The organism is Chitinophaga flava (assembly GCF_003308995.1).
In the GTDB taxonomy this organism is placed as follows: domain Bacteria; phylum Bacteroidota; class Bacteroidia; order Chitinophagales; family Chitinophagaceae; genus Chitinophaga; species Chitinophaga flava.
Map to the genome: position 1 here is coordinate 3,613,745 of NZ_QFFJ01000002.1, position 14,146 is coordinate 3,627,890.

Genomic DNA, 14,146 nt, shown 5'->3' on the forward strand with positions numbered 1-14,146 from the left:
GAAAATGAGCCACTCTTTAAATATTGACAAATTAGATTTGCAAATCATTTCGGAAATGTCAACTGATGCCGGCATCTCCTATGCAGAGCTGGGGAAAAAACTATTTGTTTCCGGGGGTACTATCCATGTACGTATCAAAAAGCTGCATGAAATGGGCGTTATCAAAGGTACCCGCCTGCAGGTGAATCTTCGGGCAATTGGTTACGACGTACTGGCTTTCATTGGCATTTACCTCGAGAAAAGTTCGCTGTATGAAAGTGTAGCCAAACAGTTACTGAAGATACCGCAGGTAGTACGGTTAAACTATACCACCGGCGCCTACAGTATGTTTGCAGAAATCATCTGTAAAGACAGCGCAGAACTGCGTAAGATCCTGCAGGATGATCTGCAGCATATCAAAGGGATAGAACGTACTGAAACCATTATTTCCCTGGAAGAAAGCTTCTCCCGGCCGATCAACGTCAGCGAGGTGCTTTAAAGACTTTGTATTAGCATAAAAAAGCAAAGCGGCCATCGACATTGTGTCAATGGCCGCTTTGCTTTTTATATTCTTTTAACTGGTGCCCAGTTTGCGGGTATCGCGGGTACCGGCATACAGTTCGTATTCAAGGAGACGGCAATCGAGGGTACTATTGTAGAATTCAATCCTGCGTTTGGCTTTAAGGCCTATTTTCTTTGCCAGGTCGAGGTTACCGGTAAAAATGTAACCGTGGTAGCCTCCGCATTTTTGTTTCATGAAGTCACCAATACGGCTATACGTTTCTTCCAGCTCGGTGATTTCTCCGAGGCGCAGACCATATTCGGGGTTCATGAATACCACGCCACCGGCATCCGGTGGTACAGGAGTGGCGGCAAAATCGCAGACGGAGAAAGTGATCATATCGGCTACTCCGGCAGCTCTGGCATTTTTACGGGCATTCTCTACGGCCTGAGGGCTCAGGTCTGTAGCAATGATGCGCAGGTCGGGCACTTCCACTATTTGTTTTTCCAACCGGCCCCTCTCCTCGTGGTAAACGTTTTCATCGTAGCCTTGCAGGTGCATAAAAGCGTAATTGGTGCGGAAAAGACCAGGACGGCTGTTGGTGGCAATCAGGGCTGCTTCAATGGCCACGGTACCGGAGCCACACATCGGGTTAATAAAAGGCGCTTTGCGGTCCCAGCGGGTGGCCAGGATGGTGGAGGCAGCCAGGGCTTCCAGCATGGGCGCCCGTCCGGGTATTTTACGGTAGCCATGACGGCCCAGAGAATCGCCGGAGGTATCTATAAATATTTCTGCCTCTTCATTTTTCCAGAAAAGATGAATGACAGCACCGCTCAGCTCAGCACCAGTAGACGGTCTTGAGCCGGTTTTATCGCGCATACGGTCTATTACCGCATCTTTCACACGCAGGTTGGCGAACATGCTGTTTTTAATGGTATCGTTCTGTACGTTGCTGGTAATGGAGAAATAACCATCCGGATGCAGAAGTGTTTCCCAGGGAATTGCATTGACCCGCGCATAGATTTCGTCGGCATCCCGGGCGTCAAATTTCCGGAGGCTGTATAAAACCTGGCTGGCACAGCGCAGGTTCAGATTAAGCCGGATACATTCATTGATAGAGGCAAACAGGCGCACACCCGTTACAAAAGTTTCTTCAACCTTAAAACCCAGTTCGTTTACTTCCTGCTCCAGGTAAGGCGCCAGCCACTTATGGCAGGTGATGGTTACCAGAGCTTTCTTCGTGTATAAAGACGTCATCCGGCAAATGTACGGATTTACGATTTAGGGATTTACGATTTAGGACGGTAGTATTTACTTCAAATCACTAAATCGTAAATCCCTAAATCCCTAAATTTCATTGGCAGCTGTGAGAATAACGGGGTCACCATCTGTAATGACGATGGTATGTTCATGCTGGGCCACAAAACCGCCTCTATTACCGATCAGTGTCCAGCCGTCCTGAGCCTGGTTGGCATAGTTGGAGCGGGTAGAAATAAATGTTTCTACAGCCACCACGCTGTTTTTGCGGAAACGCTCCTTATTACGGCGTTCGTAGCAGTTCAGGATATCTTCGGGTGCTTCGTGCAGGCTTCTTCCTACACCATGCCCTGCGAGATTACGGATCACGGTAAAGCCGGCGCGTCCGGCTTCGTTTTCGATCAGTTTGCCGATGTCAGCGATCTTCACGCCGCCTTTTATGCTGTGAAGGGCTTTGTAAAGGATAGTACGGGAAGCATCCACCAGTGGCTGATGCTGATGCAGGTCCTGTCCCAGTACAAAGGAGCCACCGTTATCTGACCAATAACCATCCAACTCTGCAGACACGTCGATATTTACCAGGTCTCCTTCCTGCAGGATCTTTGTTGCAGAAGGGATACCATGTGCGATCTCATTATTTACACTGATACAGGTCCAGCCCGGAAAACCGTATGTGAGCCTGGGAGCTGACTTTGCGCCCAGCTTTTTTAATATTTCACCACCATACTCATCCACTTCTCTTGCAGACATTCCCGGCCTCGCATAGTACCTCATTTCCTTTAAAGTAGTGGCTACTGCCTCGCTCACTCTTTTCATTCCCTGTAAATCCGATTCTGATGTAATAGACATATCCACTGGTTTTGGTGTAGTTAAAGGTAGGGAAACCCCTGCAAAACATCAAATTGAGTGAAGCTATCTATCTTCAGAAATCAATGTACTTTGCTGGTACGTGATCTGTTAACCAAACATTGTTTGCTGACTTGTAGAACTTCACGCCGTCGCGGTGCATGCTGCCACTGCGTACGGTTAATATTACCGGCAGGCCGCGCCGGGAGCCTACAGCCTGGGCTGTTGCCTTTAATTCAGACAGGTGTACATGATGACGGCTCATCTTCAACAGCCCTTCCGTCCTGATAGATGACATAAATTTACCGACAGTGCCATGGTAAAGATATTCCGGTGGCTCAGCAGCTTCCAGGTCCAGTGACACGTTGATAGAATGTCCCTGGTTGGCCCGGATACGGGTTTTATCTTCGTTGAAGGCAAACCGTTGTTTGTCATTTTCTGCCACTACAATGGATAATTCTTCCAGTGTAAATTGTTGTCCTTTTCGGCCAGCTTTGGCCATCAGTTCCTGTACATCGGCCCATCCGTTGGCATCGAGCTTAAGACCAATGATTTCCGGGCTATGCCGGAGTATGAGACTAAGAAATTTGCTGATATTTTTGATTCTATTCGGGTTCATGTTATGATAATTTGTCCCTTACTTCCATCAACGCATAACCCAACAGGTTTTGTCCTCTCCATCGCAAGGGATTTTCGATATGTTCGTGATCGGCTTTCATGCCTATGCCCCAGATAGCATCTACAGGGCTGGCTTCTACCAGTACACGGTCTTTCGTGTTCAATAAAAATGTTTTCAGGTCGGCATGTTGGGAAAACTTCAGCAGGTTACCAGCAGCTACAATAACTGATTTTTGCTGATCCCATATCACAGGGTCGAAACGGTGCACCTGCCTGCCGAGCTTTTTGGCGGCGGCGGGAGAACCGGCTTTCAATATTTTCTCCAGTACAGCCTCGTCTTTAAATAAACGGGCTTTCCCGGCCATCATCCAGTGTTCGGCGGTGGGATACACGATGCCGTTTTCTTCGAAAGGCGCTGTCCACCACTGACTCAGGCAGCTTTGTGTGACACGGCCATCCGGCGAAACCTTATGTCCCCAGAAAAAAAGGTATTTTATTTTTTCGTTTGCTTTATATTTTTTGATCAGCCATTGATTATCGTATAGCATAGGACGTTATATTCTTTTTGAATGTATTAATGGTTTCCTGTTTTTCAGTGTTATCATACACAGCAAAAACCACTTTTGAAAATGCGTGACGGAATCTGTCATCTGCCTGCAGGAAGGAAGCAAACCAGGCTGCCACGTCTTCTGTGTTGTTACGGAAAACACCACATCCCCAGGCACCGAGTATGAGTGTCGTCTGTTGATGCGCTATGGTCACAGACAACAACTTTTCTATCCTGGACAACATCACCTGCTTAATCCTGCCGATATTCTGCGGTTCATTATCCTTTACGGCTCCGGCATTAACGGCGGGGGCAGTGATAACAGAAACGGTATAATAATCGTCCAGCAGTTCATCCCTGTCGTTACGGAAAACGGGTACCAGCGGAGAGTATATCATATGGTCTGTATAGAGGCAGGTGCCACAGCTCCGGTTGGTCTGGTACATTACACGTTGTGGCTCCAGACAGCGATACAGGCCACTGGCTCTTGCCAACGATTCTTCCTGCGCATGTGCACCGCTCAGAAATCCCCCACCAGGATTTTTGGCAGAAGCGAAGTTCAGGCAACATACATTGTTCAGTTTTTCTTTTACCACCAGTCTGTAAGCAGCACCAAAGGTACTTTCACGGGTCACCTCTATGGTACAATCATAACGAGGAGCTATCCTGTCCCGCTCCAGGAACACCTGCTCAAAGTCTTCCGGCCTGTATAGTATGGAGTGGTCTGCGGCATATTGCAGTGAGTCTTTTATCACTACTTCTTTTCCTCCGGGGTTAGTATAGGAACCATTGTTGAGGATATCCACTGTTTCCCAGGCTATTCCAGCCCTTTCCTGTTTTTTCATACGGTCTTCATTTAGCTCATCAGGTAATTGAAAGCGCAGAAGGGGTTATTGCTTCCTATGCTGATGAGGTGTTAATTTTTGTTTACGTCAATCTGACGCAAAGTAAAACATTTTTATTTTAACAAACAACATTTTTTGCCAACGCAAGCGGAAATGGCGTTTCTCTTCAGTGGTTTTCAGGATATTTACTACAAAGCTTATTATTGCTGCCGTAAATTTTCAAGTATTGGTCTATGGATATTTCAACTATTGCTATCAAACTGTTTCCCGCTTATGAAGATGTTTTTTATGATGAACTGGAAATGCATCAGAAACATTTCCTGCCTTTGTGTTCTGTAATGTTTCCATTGGCGGGCATCGCAGAAGGCCAGTGGCTGCACTTTGTTTCTGTGAAGGAATTATACGATGGAAGAGTTGGAGAACAATCCCATGCTTATCACACCCGGTACAGCCAGCCCGACACTTTTGCCTTTGATGTGATAGACGGCAAGTATAAATTTGATGCAGACTGGCGCTTTTTTGATGATCTCCAGCATATTGAACCGGAAGCTTACCAGGGAAATTACTCCGACCATGAAATAGCCTATAACATGAATGAATCGATGTATGCGCTGAAAAAGGCCTACTATCAGCAATTCAGGAAGTTGTATCAGGGAGACTTTAACCGGCCCGGGTTAATGGTAGATGACATCAGAAGACTGGAAAGACTGAGAGCGCTGAGCCCTGATGATCTGAATCGGGACCCGATAGACAACTATCTGGTCGAAAGGCAGCAACATAAGAAAAGTCGTCTTTTTGACAATATATACCCCGACCTCTTTCCGGACGAGGGGGACGTGACAGCCCCTGTGGATGAAGCGGGCACCCCTTTTACTTTTATTGGCAATCTGGACGGATATGATTTCCAGCATCATGCACCGGAGAATATCTGTTTGTTTTATGATCAGACACTACAAAAAGCAGTGGTTTGTCTGGGCAACAGCTGAGACAACGCACCCTACCTTCCGGTGCAAGTTGGCACATAAAAGAACAATGCGGGTAGTTGTGGGTTATCTGTAAAGCGGACATGCCTGCCTTGTTCTAAAAACATATTTATGAGAGTATTAATTGTGCTTACTTCCCATGACACGCTGGGCAATACCGGCCACAAGACCGGTTTCTGGATAGAAGAATTTGCGGCGCCTTATTACGCCCTGGCCGATGCGGGAGCGGAGGTTACCATTGCTTCTCCGAAGGGAGGCCAGCCTCCGATAGACCCCAAGAGCGAGCTGCCTGATTTCCAGACGCCCGCCACCAAACGATTCAATGACGATGAAACATTAAAGCATAAACTGGCACATACTGCCAAATTAAATGAAGTCGTGGCGGATGACTATGACGCTGTTTTTTACCCCGGCGGACATGGCCCGCTATGGGACCTCGCTGATGACCCGAACTCTATCGCATTGATAGAAGAATTTTACCGGCAAAACAAACCGGTAGCTTTTGTTTGCCATGCACCTGGCGTCTTAAAAAAAGTAAAGGCTCCCAATGGTACATCTATTGTGAAAGGCAAGGAAGTCACCGGTTTCAGCAACACAGAGGAAGAAGCGGTGCAACTCACGAAGGTAGTACCTTTTCTGGTTGAAGATGTTTTAAAACAGAACGGAGGCATTTACAGTAAAGAAAAAGACTGGCACCCGTATGCCATCAGAGATGGGTTGCTGATCACCGGACAGAACCCGGCTTCCTCTGAAGAAGTAGCAAGGATTCTCATTGAAATACTATCCTGATATAGTGATTGTTTTCCGGATGGCCGACAGTCCGGGTATTACCGCAACAGAAACACAGTAAATAAAAACACAGGCTACTCCCCTGCTGAACCGGCTCAAAGCAGGTTTAAAAGCTGATGATCCATCTCTCTAGAAACTGCAGTAGTCCGCTATTACAGGGGAATACTCATAATAATTTCACTTATTTTGGTGTTAATACAATGCGTAATCTATTATCCACCTAACGCCTCAGCTCTTTAGATGCAACAGAAAAATGTCCCGCTGACGACAGCCGATACGCAGCTGCTGCAGCAACTGGACACCCTGGACCCACAGGCAGTGAACAGTCATGAAAACACTTACCGGAAAATGATCTGTAGCGGCTATCTGATAAGGATGGAGTTAACCACAGATCAGCTACTACGTTATCTCTTTGATGATGGCCAGGCTGTAGTAGTATGTCCATTACTTCCGCCACAGCTGGTGCAGGAAGAGTCATCACAATCTCTGATAGCAGAAGGACTTTCCTATCAACCCGTTGTACTTGAAATCATCACCCATTCCCATAAACCTGATTTGTTGGTAGAGGCCCGCTACAACAACTACCCTGCGCAGTTGCAGCACCAGACAATACTCACAGCCAACCTGTCCAGGTTGCGGAAAGAAACCGGCCTGGTGGCCCTGGTATTTGCTGTGGTGTTATGTGCGTTGCTGATTACAGGCTACACCGGCAGTTTCAACACTTCCGTTATACTGATGGGCTGGGCTCCTCCACTGGCCATAGCAGGTATTGGTTTGATCATGATGATGAAAAAGTACCGCAGCAGCCTGAAAAAGGCTATCCATCAAACCACTGTGAGTGGTATCGTGACGGAAAAATTTTCCAATGGGAAGCTGAGCTGGTACCGGATCGGGGAACTCCTCTTTGAAAGCAATGATAGTACGCTGGCAGTTCCAGGGCAGCCTTTGCAGGTGGTATTCACAACGAACTCCTGTAGTTCGCAGGAAGCGGTTTTTCACGCAACAAAAGATTCTTCCCGTTTTTAACAGGGCAGTCCTTATTTTCGCCGCATGATAAATGCGATAGATCAATCCGGTATACTGGCCATCTCTACCCGGCTGCAACGGCTGGGCGAACTGTTACGTAAAGACGGACAACAGATCTATAAAGCCCATGGCATTGACTTTGAGCCTAAATGGTTTCCTGTGATATACAGTCTCCATGCCAATGAGTCACTGAGCGTTGTGGAGATTGCCAATGAAATTGGCTATACGCATCCTTCCACCATTAGCCTTCTCAAAGAACTGGAAGCCAAAAAGCTGGTCCGTTCCCGGAAAGACAAAACAGATACCCGCAAACGTATGATCAGCCTGACTGAAAAAGGACAGCAGCTGGTAGTACAGATGAAACCGGTGTGGGATATCATTACTGCAGCATTAACCGACCTTACCAATAGCACCAACAACATCATGAGGGCTGTGAATGAAGTAGAAGCCCGTTTCAAGGAAAAGAGCTTCTTTGAAAGAGCGGAAGAAATACGTCAAGAACAAGGCAGTCAACAGTTATAAAACATCCCCCGTTTTAGAACCCAATAGAAGTCTCCCGTAACACCAGTGCATCCACCGCTATCTTTTATCTTTGTGCGCATTAACGCCGGCGTGGTGCTAATCACTGAATATACAGATCAACCAACCTGATCAGCATTTTTGCCATTTGCTCGCCAGTAGTATTTTCCGCAGATTTTTTTTTAATTTATGTAGTCAACTACATATCTTTGTATAAACGTTCATATCATGATTATTACATACAAACCAATAGGCGATGCATATTCCGAAGAGGTAATCAATCTGATTTTACCGATACAACAGCAGGAGTTTAATGTAAACATCAATCTGGAGGCACAAAAGGACCTGCTGGCCATAGAAAAGCACTATCAGCAGTCGGGCGGTGGTTTCTGGGGAGCGTTTGACGGTGACAAGCTGGTAGGCACCATTGCGTTGATAACGTATTCAGCGGATGCCGGGGCTTTACGTAAAATGTTTGTACGCCGGGAATACCGGGGCAAGGAGCTTGGTATTGCTAACGCCCTGCTCGATACTTTGCTGGAACACGCAACCTCTAAGGGTATCAGGGATATATACCTGGGTACGGTTAACTTCCTCCATGCTGCCAGACGCTTTTACGAGAAAAAAGGATTTGACGAGATAGCGGCAGACAACCTTCCGGCGGCTTTCCCAAGGATGGCGGCAGACGACGTATTTTATCATTTGCATTGCTGACCAGCAAGCCGGGAACAGGGCCATTGCTGTTTCCGGCTTATTTTTTAACTCCGGAAAGGGGAAAAAATTATCCCCCGTCGTATAATGTTGCCCGTTAATTCCCATCCTGCACTGCTACAAGCTTCCACCCCATTCATGCTCCGTTTCCGCCATTGTCAGCATAAAAATATGTGGATTAAGTTCTGGCCTGAATAACAAAAGAGAACGTTTTTTGTAATATTATTGGGCTCAGATTTAGTTTAAGTAGTTAAAAATCGGCAAATGGATTCCAGCAACGGACAACCTGAAAAACCACTCATTTCACCTGGGGTTGACAACTTTTTCATTGGCGTACACACCACCTTCCTTTTTGTGGCCCGTTTTTTCCGGGAACTATTCCGGTTCCCCTTTGAAACACGGGAATTTATCCGGCAGTGTTACATGGTAGGTTATAAATCATTGGCACTCATTAGCTTAACTGGATTTATCACCGGACTTGTTTTTACCAAACAATCACGGCCGTCTCTGTCTGAGTTTGGCGCCACCTCCTGGCTTCCTTCTCTGATAGCGATTGCAGTGATCAGGGCACTGGCACCACTGGTAACGGCCCTGATCTGTGCCGGCAAGGTAGGCTCCAGCATAGGCGCGGAACTGGGCTCTATGAAGGTGACAGAACAGATAGATGCGATGGAGGTATCGGCCATTAATCCCTTTAAATACCTGGTAGTGACCAGGGTACTGGCCACCACCATGGTTATCCCGATACTGATGGCCTATACAGGCCTGGTGGGATTGATGGGCTCCTATCTGGATGTACATATCAATGAACAGACCAGCATCACCGCTTTCTTTCTGAAAGCATTCAAGGACATTACCTTTCTGGACCTGTTCTCCTCCACCTTTAAATCCATGGTGTTCGGCTTTACCATCGGCATTGTGAGCTGCTACCAGGGATATAATGCCTCACAGGGCACACAGGGCGTGGGTAAAGCAGCCAACACCTCCGTGGTAATCTCCATGTTCCTGATTTTTATTGAGGAAGTAATCATTGTTCAGGTAGTAAATTCGATCAGGTAGTATGAAACAACGCAACGCAGATATAGACAAGAACGAAGTAGTGATTTCGATCAGAGACCTTTATAAGTCCTTTGGTTCCAATCGTGTACTCCGTGGTGTAGATCTGGACCTGCATAAAGGCGAGAACGTAGTGGTACTGGGACGTTCCGGTACCGGTAAATCCGTATTAATCAAAATAATTGTAGGCCTGCTTTATCCCGATGCGGGCACCGTAAACGTACTGGGCAGGGATGTGAACACCCTCACAGAAGCAGATCTGCGCGAGCTGCGCATGCAGGTAGGCTTCTCCTTTCAAAGCTCCGCATTGTACGATAGTATGACCGTAGGGGAAAACCTGGCTTTCCCATTACGGCGCAACAATAAAAGGATCAGCAATGACCAGGTACGCCGTATGGTGGATATTGTACTGGACGCCGTAGGACTGTCACAGACTATCAACCAGCTACCAGCAGAACTTTCCGGCGGTCAGCGCAAACGTATAGGCATTGCCCGCACCCTCATTCTGAAGCCACAGATCATGTTGTATGATGAACCTACTGCCGGACTGGACCCTATCACCTGCATCGAAATCAATAATCTGATCAACGAAGTACAACGCCGGTTCAATACCAGCTCCATCATCATTACCCATGACCTCACCTGCGCCAAGGAAACAGGCGATAGCATTGCTGTGATGCAGGAGGGAAAATTTGTGGCCCAAGGCTCTTTCGACGAAGTGTTTGAGAAAGAGAACGACCTGATTAAAAGTTTTTATCAATATAATTTCATACAGTAAACCATGATTAAAGAAAGCAACAAGCGCACAGTAATAGTAGGCATCTTCATTTTTGTTGGACTGATCATTTTTACTGTAGCCATCCTGTTTCTGGGCGGGCAACGCAAAACCTTTACCCCTTCCGTACGTGTAAAGGCAATGTTCCATGATATCAACGGACTTACCGCTGGCAACAATGTGTGGTATTCCGGGGTTAAAGTAGGTACGGTCAAAAAAATCACTTTTATCAAACATGATGTGATAGAAGTGATCATGAACATCGAAAAAAGCTCAAGGCAGTTTATCCATAAGGACGTAAAAGCCAAAGTAGGATCAGATGGACTGGTTGGTAACAAAATCGTGGTACTTTTCGGCGGTACAGAAAACCTTCCTCCTATTGAAAACAACGATGTGATTGTGGCGGAAACGGTGTTGAGCCCTGACAACATTATGGCTACGCTGCAGGTCAACAATGAAAACCTGGTATCTATCACCGGTAATCTCAAGGAGATCATGAAACACATTGCAGAAGGACAAGGCACTGTTGGTAAACTGCTGAAGGACGATTCTGTCTACAACAATGTACAGGCTACGCTCAACAACCTGAAAACCACTGCTGCCAATACCCAACGCCTGACAGATCATCTGGCCGATTATGCCGCCAAACTACAGCGTAAAGGCTCCCTGACCAACAATCTGATCACCGACACCGTGGTGTTCAGCCACCTGCGTGCTACTATGGCCCAGATGGATGACGCTGCCCAAAAGGCAAACAGTGTAGTGGCTGATCTCAAAAAAGCCAGCAGCACTGTCAGCGAAAATATCACCAATGATCAGTCTCCCGCCGGTGTACTGCTGCATGATCAGGAATCTGCAGAAAGCCTGAAGAAAATCATTACCAACCTGGAATCCAGCACCTCCAAACTGGACCAGAACATGGAAGCGCTGAAGCATAACTTCCTGCTGAGAGGTTACTTCAGAAAACAGGCCAAACGTGAGAAAAAAGAACAAGCCGAAAAAGCGAAAATATTAAACAAGTCCCAGGACTAAAGTCCTGGGCTATATTAGTTGAAGTACCAGGAGATATTTACTGGATACATTATTGTTCTGCGACTGTTGTTAGCAGCGGAGAATTAAACATACTTACCGGGGATATGATCTGCTCTGAGAGCGGGATCTTATCCCCGTAAATTTGTTGCATCTGTTTTTTTACTGCAGGGCTATTCAGGTCAAAATCTTTTAGCTGCTGCAGTTTGCCCAGTTCCAGGCCGGTTGCCTCCTTATATATCTTCCAGACCAGTTCAGAACAATAGATCCGTTCGTCTGACCAGCCGAAATAAAAATCGTAATTTTTTCCGTTGTACTTTTTGCCGGCCTCCATCATCTTATCCAGTGTAGCCGTGGTGAGTACGCTGTCAGCATTTTTCAGGCGCTTGATAACATAATGTCCGTTGCGTCCGCGGGCCACCCAGGCCGACAAGGGCGTGTAACGAACAGGCTGCAGGGCTTCATAAACATACAGTTCACCATTAACGGAAAAGATGATGCCACAGTGGCTGTATTTGGAATGGGTAGCAAATTTGATAGCGGTACTGAGGTCTGACATAGACTCCTGAAAGATCACATCTCCCGGCTTTACCATAGGGGCTTTCAGCGCTACAGGCGTACGTTGCTGACAACCGGCACTTAAAGCCAGCAGCGGCAATATGCACATTAATCCCATTCGTTTTAAGTTGGCCATTTTTTATTTTTTGTAATGATAAATTTTTTCCTTCACTTATGCTTGGCGTATTTTTAGCGAATGAAAGTTAAAAGACGTTGGCTCTATTTTATCCTTATTCTGTTGAACATACCCCTGGGATTAGCCACCAGATGGGCACCACAGTATTTCCCCACTATTATTCGCGTATATGGCGGTGATGTATTTTCAGCTACCTGTATCTTTTTCGGTATTCGTTTTTTGTATCCGTTAAAGTCTGTTCCCAAAGTAGCGCTGATCAGTTTTCTGGTATGTATTGCCATTGAAGTGCAGCAGCTATATCAGGCAGAATGGGCCGTGAGACTGCGTAATACCCCGTTGGGTATTTTGCTGGGGCATGGCTTTTTGTGGAGTGATTGTGTATGTTATGCGGTAGGAACGCTGATGGCCGCGGCGCTGGCCTTTTTGCTGGAGCAGATCAATTATTTCCGGAACTAATGAAGTGGATATAGGATGATGCAGACATCATCCTATATCCACTTCAATTAATTGACGCCTATTTTTATGACCACCTTTTTAACCGCTGCTGGCTGATCAATAAGGAGATTAGGCATATGGAGGTCGGTTGGGAAAAAGATGGCGAAGTTGTGCTGATCGAGCCGGGTGAAGAAGGCCGGTTTTTCTGCAAACAACATATAGTCTTCTGTTTCACTGTAAGGTTTTGAAGGAGTTTGTTCCCGGAGGAAGTCGTGTCCTATCAGTTCTGCACCTTTCACGATATACTGGATATCGATATATTTTTTATGTGCTTCCATTTGTTCACCGGAAGGATCTACGGTATCATATTCATTAACGATGGCGAAAATGTTAGTGCCGTCGATTTCATATTTCCCTTTTTCCAGTGTGCTGAAGTCGGTTTGTGCGAGGTATTCAAAAGCCTTTACAAACCTGGGGCCCAGGCAGTGGTAGCGATGGGCGTTTGTTAATGTGTCGAGTATCATGTGAGCTAAAAAAGCAAAGATATTCAGAAAACGCAGACTTTTATACGATGGTCACTTTGATGCCCATATCTTCCATGGCTTTAACCACATGCGGGGAGATGGCGGTATCGGTGATGACTTCATCTACATCTTCCAGGCCGCAGATACGACCAAATCCTCTTTTACCGAATTTGGTGGAGTCTGCGAGTACGATGATTTTCTGAACGGTGGCAATCATTTTCTGGTTCAGGTGGGCTTCCATGATGTTGGAAGTGGTGAGACCGAATTCGAGATCGATACCGTCTACGCCGAGGAAAAGTTTGCTACAGGAGAAGTCTTCCAGTATTTTTTCTGCGTAAGGTCCTGTAACGGAGGAAGAGCTGGTGCGGAGATGGCCGCCGAGCTGTATTACTTCCACATCGGGGATGCGGATGAGTTCCAGGGCTACGTTGAGGGCACCGGTGATGATGGTCAGGTGTCCTTTGGGATGGATGTTTTTAGCCAGAGAAAGCACGGAGGTACCGGAGGCGATGATGATGGCATCATTGGGTGCAATGAGTGCCGCTGCTGCCTGTCCTATTTTGTTTTTTTCCTCACTGCGCAGTTTCTCTTTTTCATTGACCGGCTTATCGTTGGTGTAAGGATTATTGATGGTGGCACCTCCATGAGAACGGAATAGTAGTGCTTTATCTTCCAGCAACTTCAGGTCTTTTCGTATAGTCACTCCCGATACATCCAGTTCTTTGCAGAGGTCAACAACATTCACATATCCTTTTTCGGCCAGTTTATCCAGTATATACTTATGGCGTTCAGCTATATTGATCATAGACATATCGCATAAAAATAACGTATTAAAAGCTATTGACAAGTTTTTCTGAAAGCGTTTTAACCTAACCTTAACCGTCTGATTTCATTCTATTTTCTATTGTTACATTTTTATCCAGATATCCCTTTCACTTTTAATAACAATGAAATACTATGAAGGGTTGTAAGTTATAAGTCGATGATCGCCATTGCTCCCAGCGATTTTCC

18 protein-coding genes are annotated in these 14,146 nt (G+C 46.3%); 10 read left to right on the plus strand and 8 right to left on the minus strand.

The genetic code is table 11. The annotated features are described in order from the left end of the window. The first annotated feature begins 4 nt into the window (after positions 1–4). Positions 5–478: an Lrp/AsnC ligand binding domain-containing protein gene (locus DF182_RS29555; protein ID WP_113619766.1), complete on the plus strand. Its 474-nt coding sequence runs from the start codon at positions 5–7 to the stop codon at positions 476–478. Between the two features lie 75 nt (positions 479–553). On the opposite strand, the gene DF182_RS29560 is transcribed toward DF182_RS29555, so the two are convergent. The 5 genes from DF182_RS29560 to DF182_RS29580 form a co-directional block, all read right to left on the minus strand. Next, positions 554–1,738: a THUMP domain-containing class I SAM-dependent RNA methyltransferase gene (locus DF182_RS29560; RefSeq protein WP_113619357.1), complete on the minus strand. Its 1,185-nt coding sequence runs from the start codon at positions 1,736–1,738 to the stop codon at positions 554–556. Positions 1,739–1,828: 90 nt separating this feature from the next. Then, a complete protein-coding gene (gene map / locus DF182_RS29565) occupies positions 1,829–2,587 on the minus strand; it encodes a type I methionyl aminopeptidase (protein WP_113619359.1) in 759 nt (252 codons plus the stop codon). 73 nt (positions 2,588–2,660) lie between these two features. After that, positions 2,661–3,203 (minus strand): RNA 2'-phosphotransferase, encoded by a 543-nt coding sequence (locus DF182_RS29570; protein ID WP_113619361.1) that lies wholly within the window; start codon positions 3,201–3,203, stop codon positions 2,661–2,663. 1 nt (position 3,204) lies between these two features. Then, positions 3,205–3,750 carry an NADAR family protein gene (locus DF182_RS29575; protein ID WP_113619363.1) on the minus strand — a complete coding sequence of 182 codons (546 nt, stop codon included), beginning with the start codon at positions 3,748–3,750 and terminating at the stop codon, positions 3,205–3,207. Next, a complete protein-coding gene (locus DF182_RS29580) occupies positions 3,737–4,594 on the minus strand; it encodes a TIGR02452 family protein (RefSeq protein WP_113619365.1) in 858 nt (285 codons plus the stop codon). Before DF182_RS29580 ends, DF182_RS29575 begins: the two co-directional genes overlap by 14 nt. Before the next feature lie 233 nt (positions 4,595–4,827). On the opposite strand from DF182_RS29580, the gene DF182_RS29585 reads away from it, so the two are divergent. The 8 genes from DF182_RS29585 (at position 4,828) to DF182_RS29620 (ending at position 11,485) form a co-directional block, all read left to right on the plus strand. Beyond that, positions 4,828–5,580, plus strand: a complete 753-nt coding sequence (locus DF182_RS29585) for a hypothetical protein (RefSeq protein WP_113619367.1) — start codon at positions 4,828–4,830, stop codon at positions 5,578–5,580. A 108-nt stretch (positions 5,581–5,688) separates the two neighbouring features. Beyond that, a complete protein-coding gene (locus DF182_RS29590; RefSeq protein WP_113619369.1) occupies positions 5,689–6,366 on the plus strand; it encodes a type 1 glutamine amidotransferase domain-containing protein in 678 nt (225 codons plus the stop codon). 240 nt (positions 6,367–6,606) lie between these two features. After that, a complete protein-coding gene (locus DF182_RS29595; protein WP_113619371.1) occupies positions 6,607–7,392 on the plus strand; it encodes a hypothetical protein in 786 nt (261 codons plus the stop codon). Between the two features lie 24 nt (positions 7,393–7,416). Then, positions 7,417–7,914 carry a MarR family winged helix-turn-helix transcriptional regulator gene (locus DF182_RS29600; RefSeq protein WP_245957599.1) on the plus strand — a complete coding sequence of 166 codons (498 nt, stop codon included), beginning with the start codon at positions 7,417–7,419 and terminating at the stop codon, positions 7,912–7,914. Between the two features lie 225 nt (positions 7,915–8,139). Continuing rightward, a complete protein-coding gene (locus DF182_RS29605) occupies positions 8,140–8,625 on the plus strand; it encodes a GNAT family N-acetyltransferase (RefSeq protein ID WP_113619372.1) in 486 nt (161 codons plus the stop codon). A gap of 261 nt (positions 8,626–8,886) precedes the next feature. Then, positions 8,887–9,681 carry an MlaE family ABC transporter permease gene (locus tag DF182_RS29610; protein ID WP_113619373.1) on the plus strand — a complete coding sequence of 265 codons (795 nt, stop codon included), beginning with the start codon at positions 8,887–8,889 and terminating at the stop codon, positions 9,679–9,681. Position 9,682: 1 nt separating this feature from the next. Beyond that, complete coding sequence (locus DF182_RS29615; protein WP_113619374.1) at positions 9,683–10,456, plus strand: ABC transporter ATP-binding protein; 774 nt, start codon at positions 9,683–9,685, stop codon at positions 10,454–10,456. Positions 10,457–10,459: 3 nt separating this feature from the next. Beyond that, the gene (locus DF182_RS29620; protein ID WP_113619375.1) at positions 10,460–11,485 is read left to right on the plus strand and encodes an MlaD family protein; all 1,026 of its coding nucleotides are present in this window, start codon (positions 10,460–10,462) and stop codon (positions 11,483–11,485) included. Positions 11,486–11,534: 49 nt separating this feature from the next. On the opposite strand, the gene DF182_RS29625 is transcribed toward DF182_RS29620, so the two are convergent. Further along, a complete protein-coding gene (locus DF182_RS29625) occupies positions 11,535–12,176 on the minus strand; it encodes a YiiX family permuted papain-like enzyme (protein ID WP_113619376.1) in 642 nt (213 codons plus the stop codon). 60 nt (positions 12,177–12,236) lie between these two features. Here DF182_RS29625 and DF182_RS29630 point away from each other — a divergent pair, with 60 nt between their 5' ends. Then, positions 12,237–12,632 carry a ribosomal maturation YjgA family protein gene (locus DF182_RS29630; protein WP_113619377.1) on the plus strand — a complete coding sequence of 132 codons (396 nt, stop codon included), beginning with the start codon at positions 12,237–12,239 and terminating at the stop codon, positions 12,630–12,632. Between the two features lie 47 nt (positions 12,633–12,679). Here DF182_RS29630 and DF182_RS29635 read toward each other — a convergent pair whose 3' ends face one another. Both DF182_RS29635 and DF182_RS29640 read right to left on the minus strand, forming a co-directional pair. Beyond that, positions 12,680–13,135, minus strand: a complete 456-nt coding sequence (locus DF182_RS29635) for a YhcH/YjgK/YiaL family protein (protein WP_113619378.1) — start codon at positions 13,133–13,135, stop codon at positions 12,680–12,682. Positions 13,136–13,175: 40 nt separating this feature from the next. Beyond that, the gene (locus DF182_RS29640) at positions 13,176–13,940 is read right to left on the minus strand and encodes a DeoR/GlpR family DNA-binding transcription regulator (protein ID WP_113619379.1); all 765 of its coding nucleotides are present in this window, start codon (positions 13,938–13,940) and stop codon (positions 13,176–13,178) included. Positions 13,941–14,146: the final 206 nt, after the last annotated feature.

Excerpts from the sequence above, each read along its gene's own strand:
- DF182_RS29585 (WP_113619367.1), top strand. The coding sequence starts at position 4,828 with ATGGATATTTCAACTATTGCTATCAAACTGTTTCCCGCTTATGAAGAT.
- DF182_RS29620 (WP_113619375.1), top strand. The coding sequence starts at position 10,460 with ATGATTAAAGAAAGCAACAAGCGCACAGTAATAGTAGGCATCTTCATT.
- DF182_RS29560 (WP_113619357.1), bottom strand. The coding sequence starts at position 1,738 with ATGACGTCTTTATACACGAAGAAAGCTCTGGTAACCATCACCTGCCAT.
- DF182_RS29630 (WP_113619377.1), top strand. The coding sequence starts at position 12,237 with ATGAAAGTTAAAAGACGTTGGCTCTATTTTATCCTTATTCTGTTGAAC.
- DF182_RS29625 (WP_113619376.1), bottom strand. The coding sequence starts at position 12,176 with ATGGCCAACTTAAAACGAATGGGATTAATGTGCATATTGCCGCTGCTG.
- DF182_RS29570 (WP_113619361.1), bottom strand. The coding sequence starts at position 3,203 with ATGAACCCGAATAGAATCAAAAATATCAGCAAATTTCTTAGTCTCATA.
- DF182_RS29590 (WP_113619369.1), top strand. The coding sequence starts at position 5,689 with ATGAGAGTATTAATTGTGCTTACTTCCCATGACACGCTGGGCAATACC.
- DF182_RS29575 (WP_113619363.1), bottom strand. The coding sequence starts at position 3,750 with ATGCTATACGATAATCAATGGCTGATCAAAAAATATAAAGCAAACGAA.
- DF182_RS29640 (WP_113619379.1), bottom strand. The coding sequence starts at position 13,940 with ATGATCAATATAGCTGAACGCCATAAGTATATACTGGATAAACTGGCC.
- DF182_RS29600 (WP_245957599.1), top strand. The coding sequence starts at position 7,417 with ATGATAAATGCGATAGATCAATCCGGTATACTGGCCATCTCTACCCGG.
- DF182_RS29595 (WP_113619371.1), top strand. The coding sequence starts at position 6,607 with ATGCAACAGAAAAATGTCCCGCTGACGACAGCCGATACGCAGCTGCTG.
- DF182_RS29635 (WP_113619378.1), bottom strand. The coding sequence starts at position 13,135 with ATGATACTCGACACATTAACAAACGCCCATCGCTACCACTGCCTGGGC.
- DF182_RS29605 (WP_113619372.1), top strand. The coding sequence starts at position 8,140 with ATGATTATTACATACAAACCAATAGGCGATGCATATTCCGAAGAGGTA.
- DF182_RS29615 (WP_113619374.1), top strand. The coding sequence starts at position 9,683 with ATGAAACAACGCAACGCAGATATAGACAAGAACGAAGTAGTGATTTCG.
- DF182_RS29555 (WP_113619766.1), top strand. The coding sequence starts at position 5 with ATGAGCCACTCTTTAAATATTGACAAATTAGATTTGCAAATCATTTCG.
- DF182_RS29610 (WP_113619373.1), top strand. The coding sequence starts at position 8,887 with ATGGATTCCAGCAACGGACAACCTGAAAAACCACTCATTTCACCTGGG.
- map (WP_113619359.1), bottom strand. The coding sequence starts at position 2,587 with ATGTCTATTACATCAGAATCGGATTTACAGGGAATGAAAAGAGTGAGC.
- DF182_RS29580 (WP_113619365.1), bottom strand. The coding sequence starts at position 4,594 with ATGAAAAAACAGGAAAGGGCTGGAATAGCCTGGGAAACAGTGGATATC.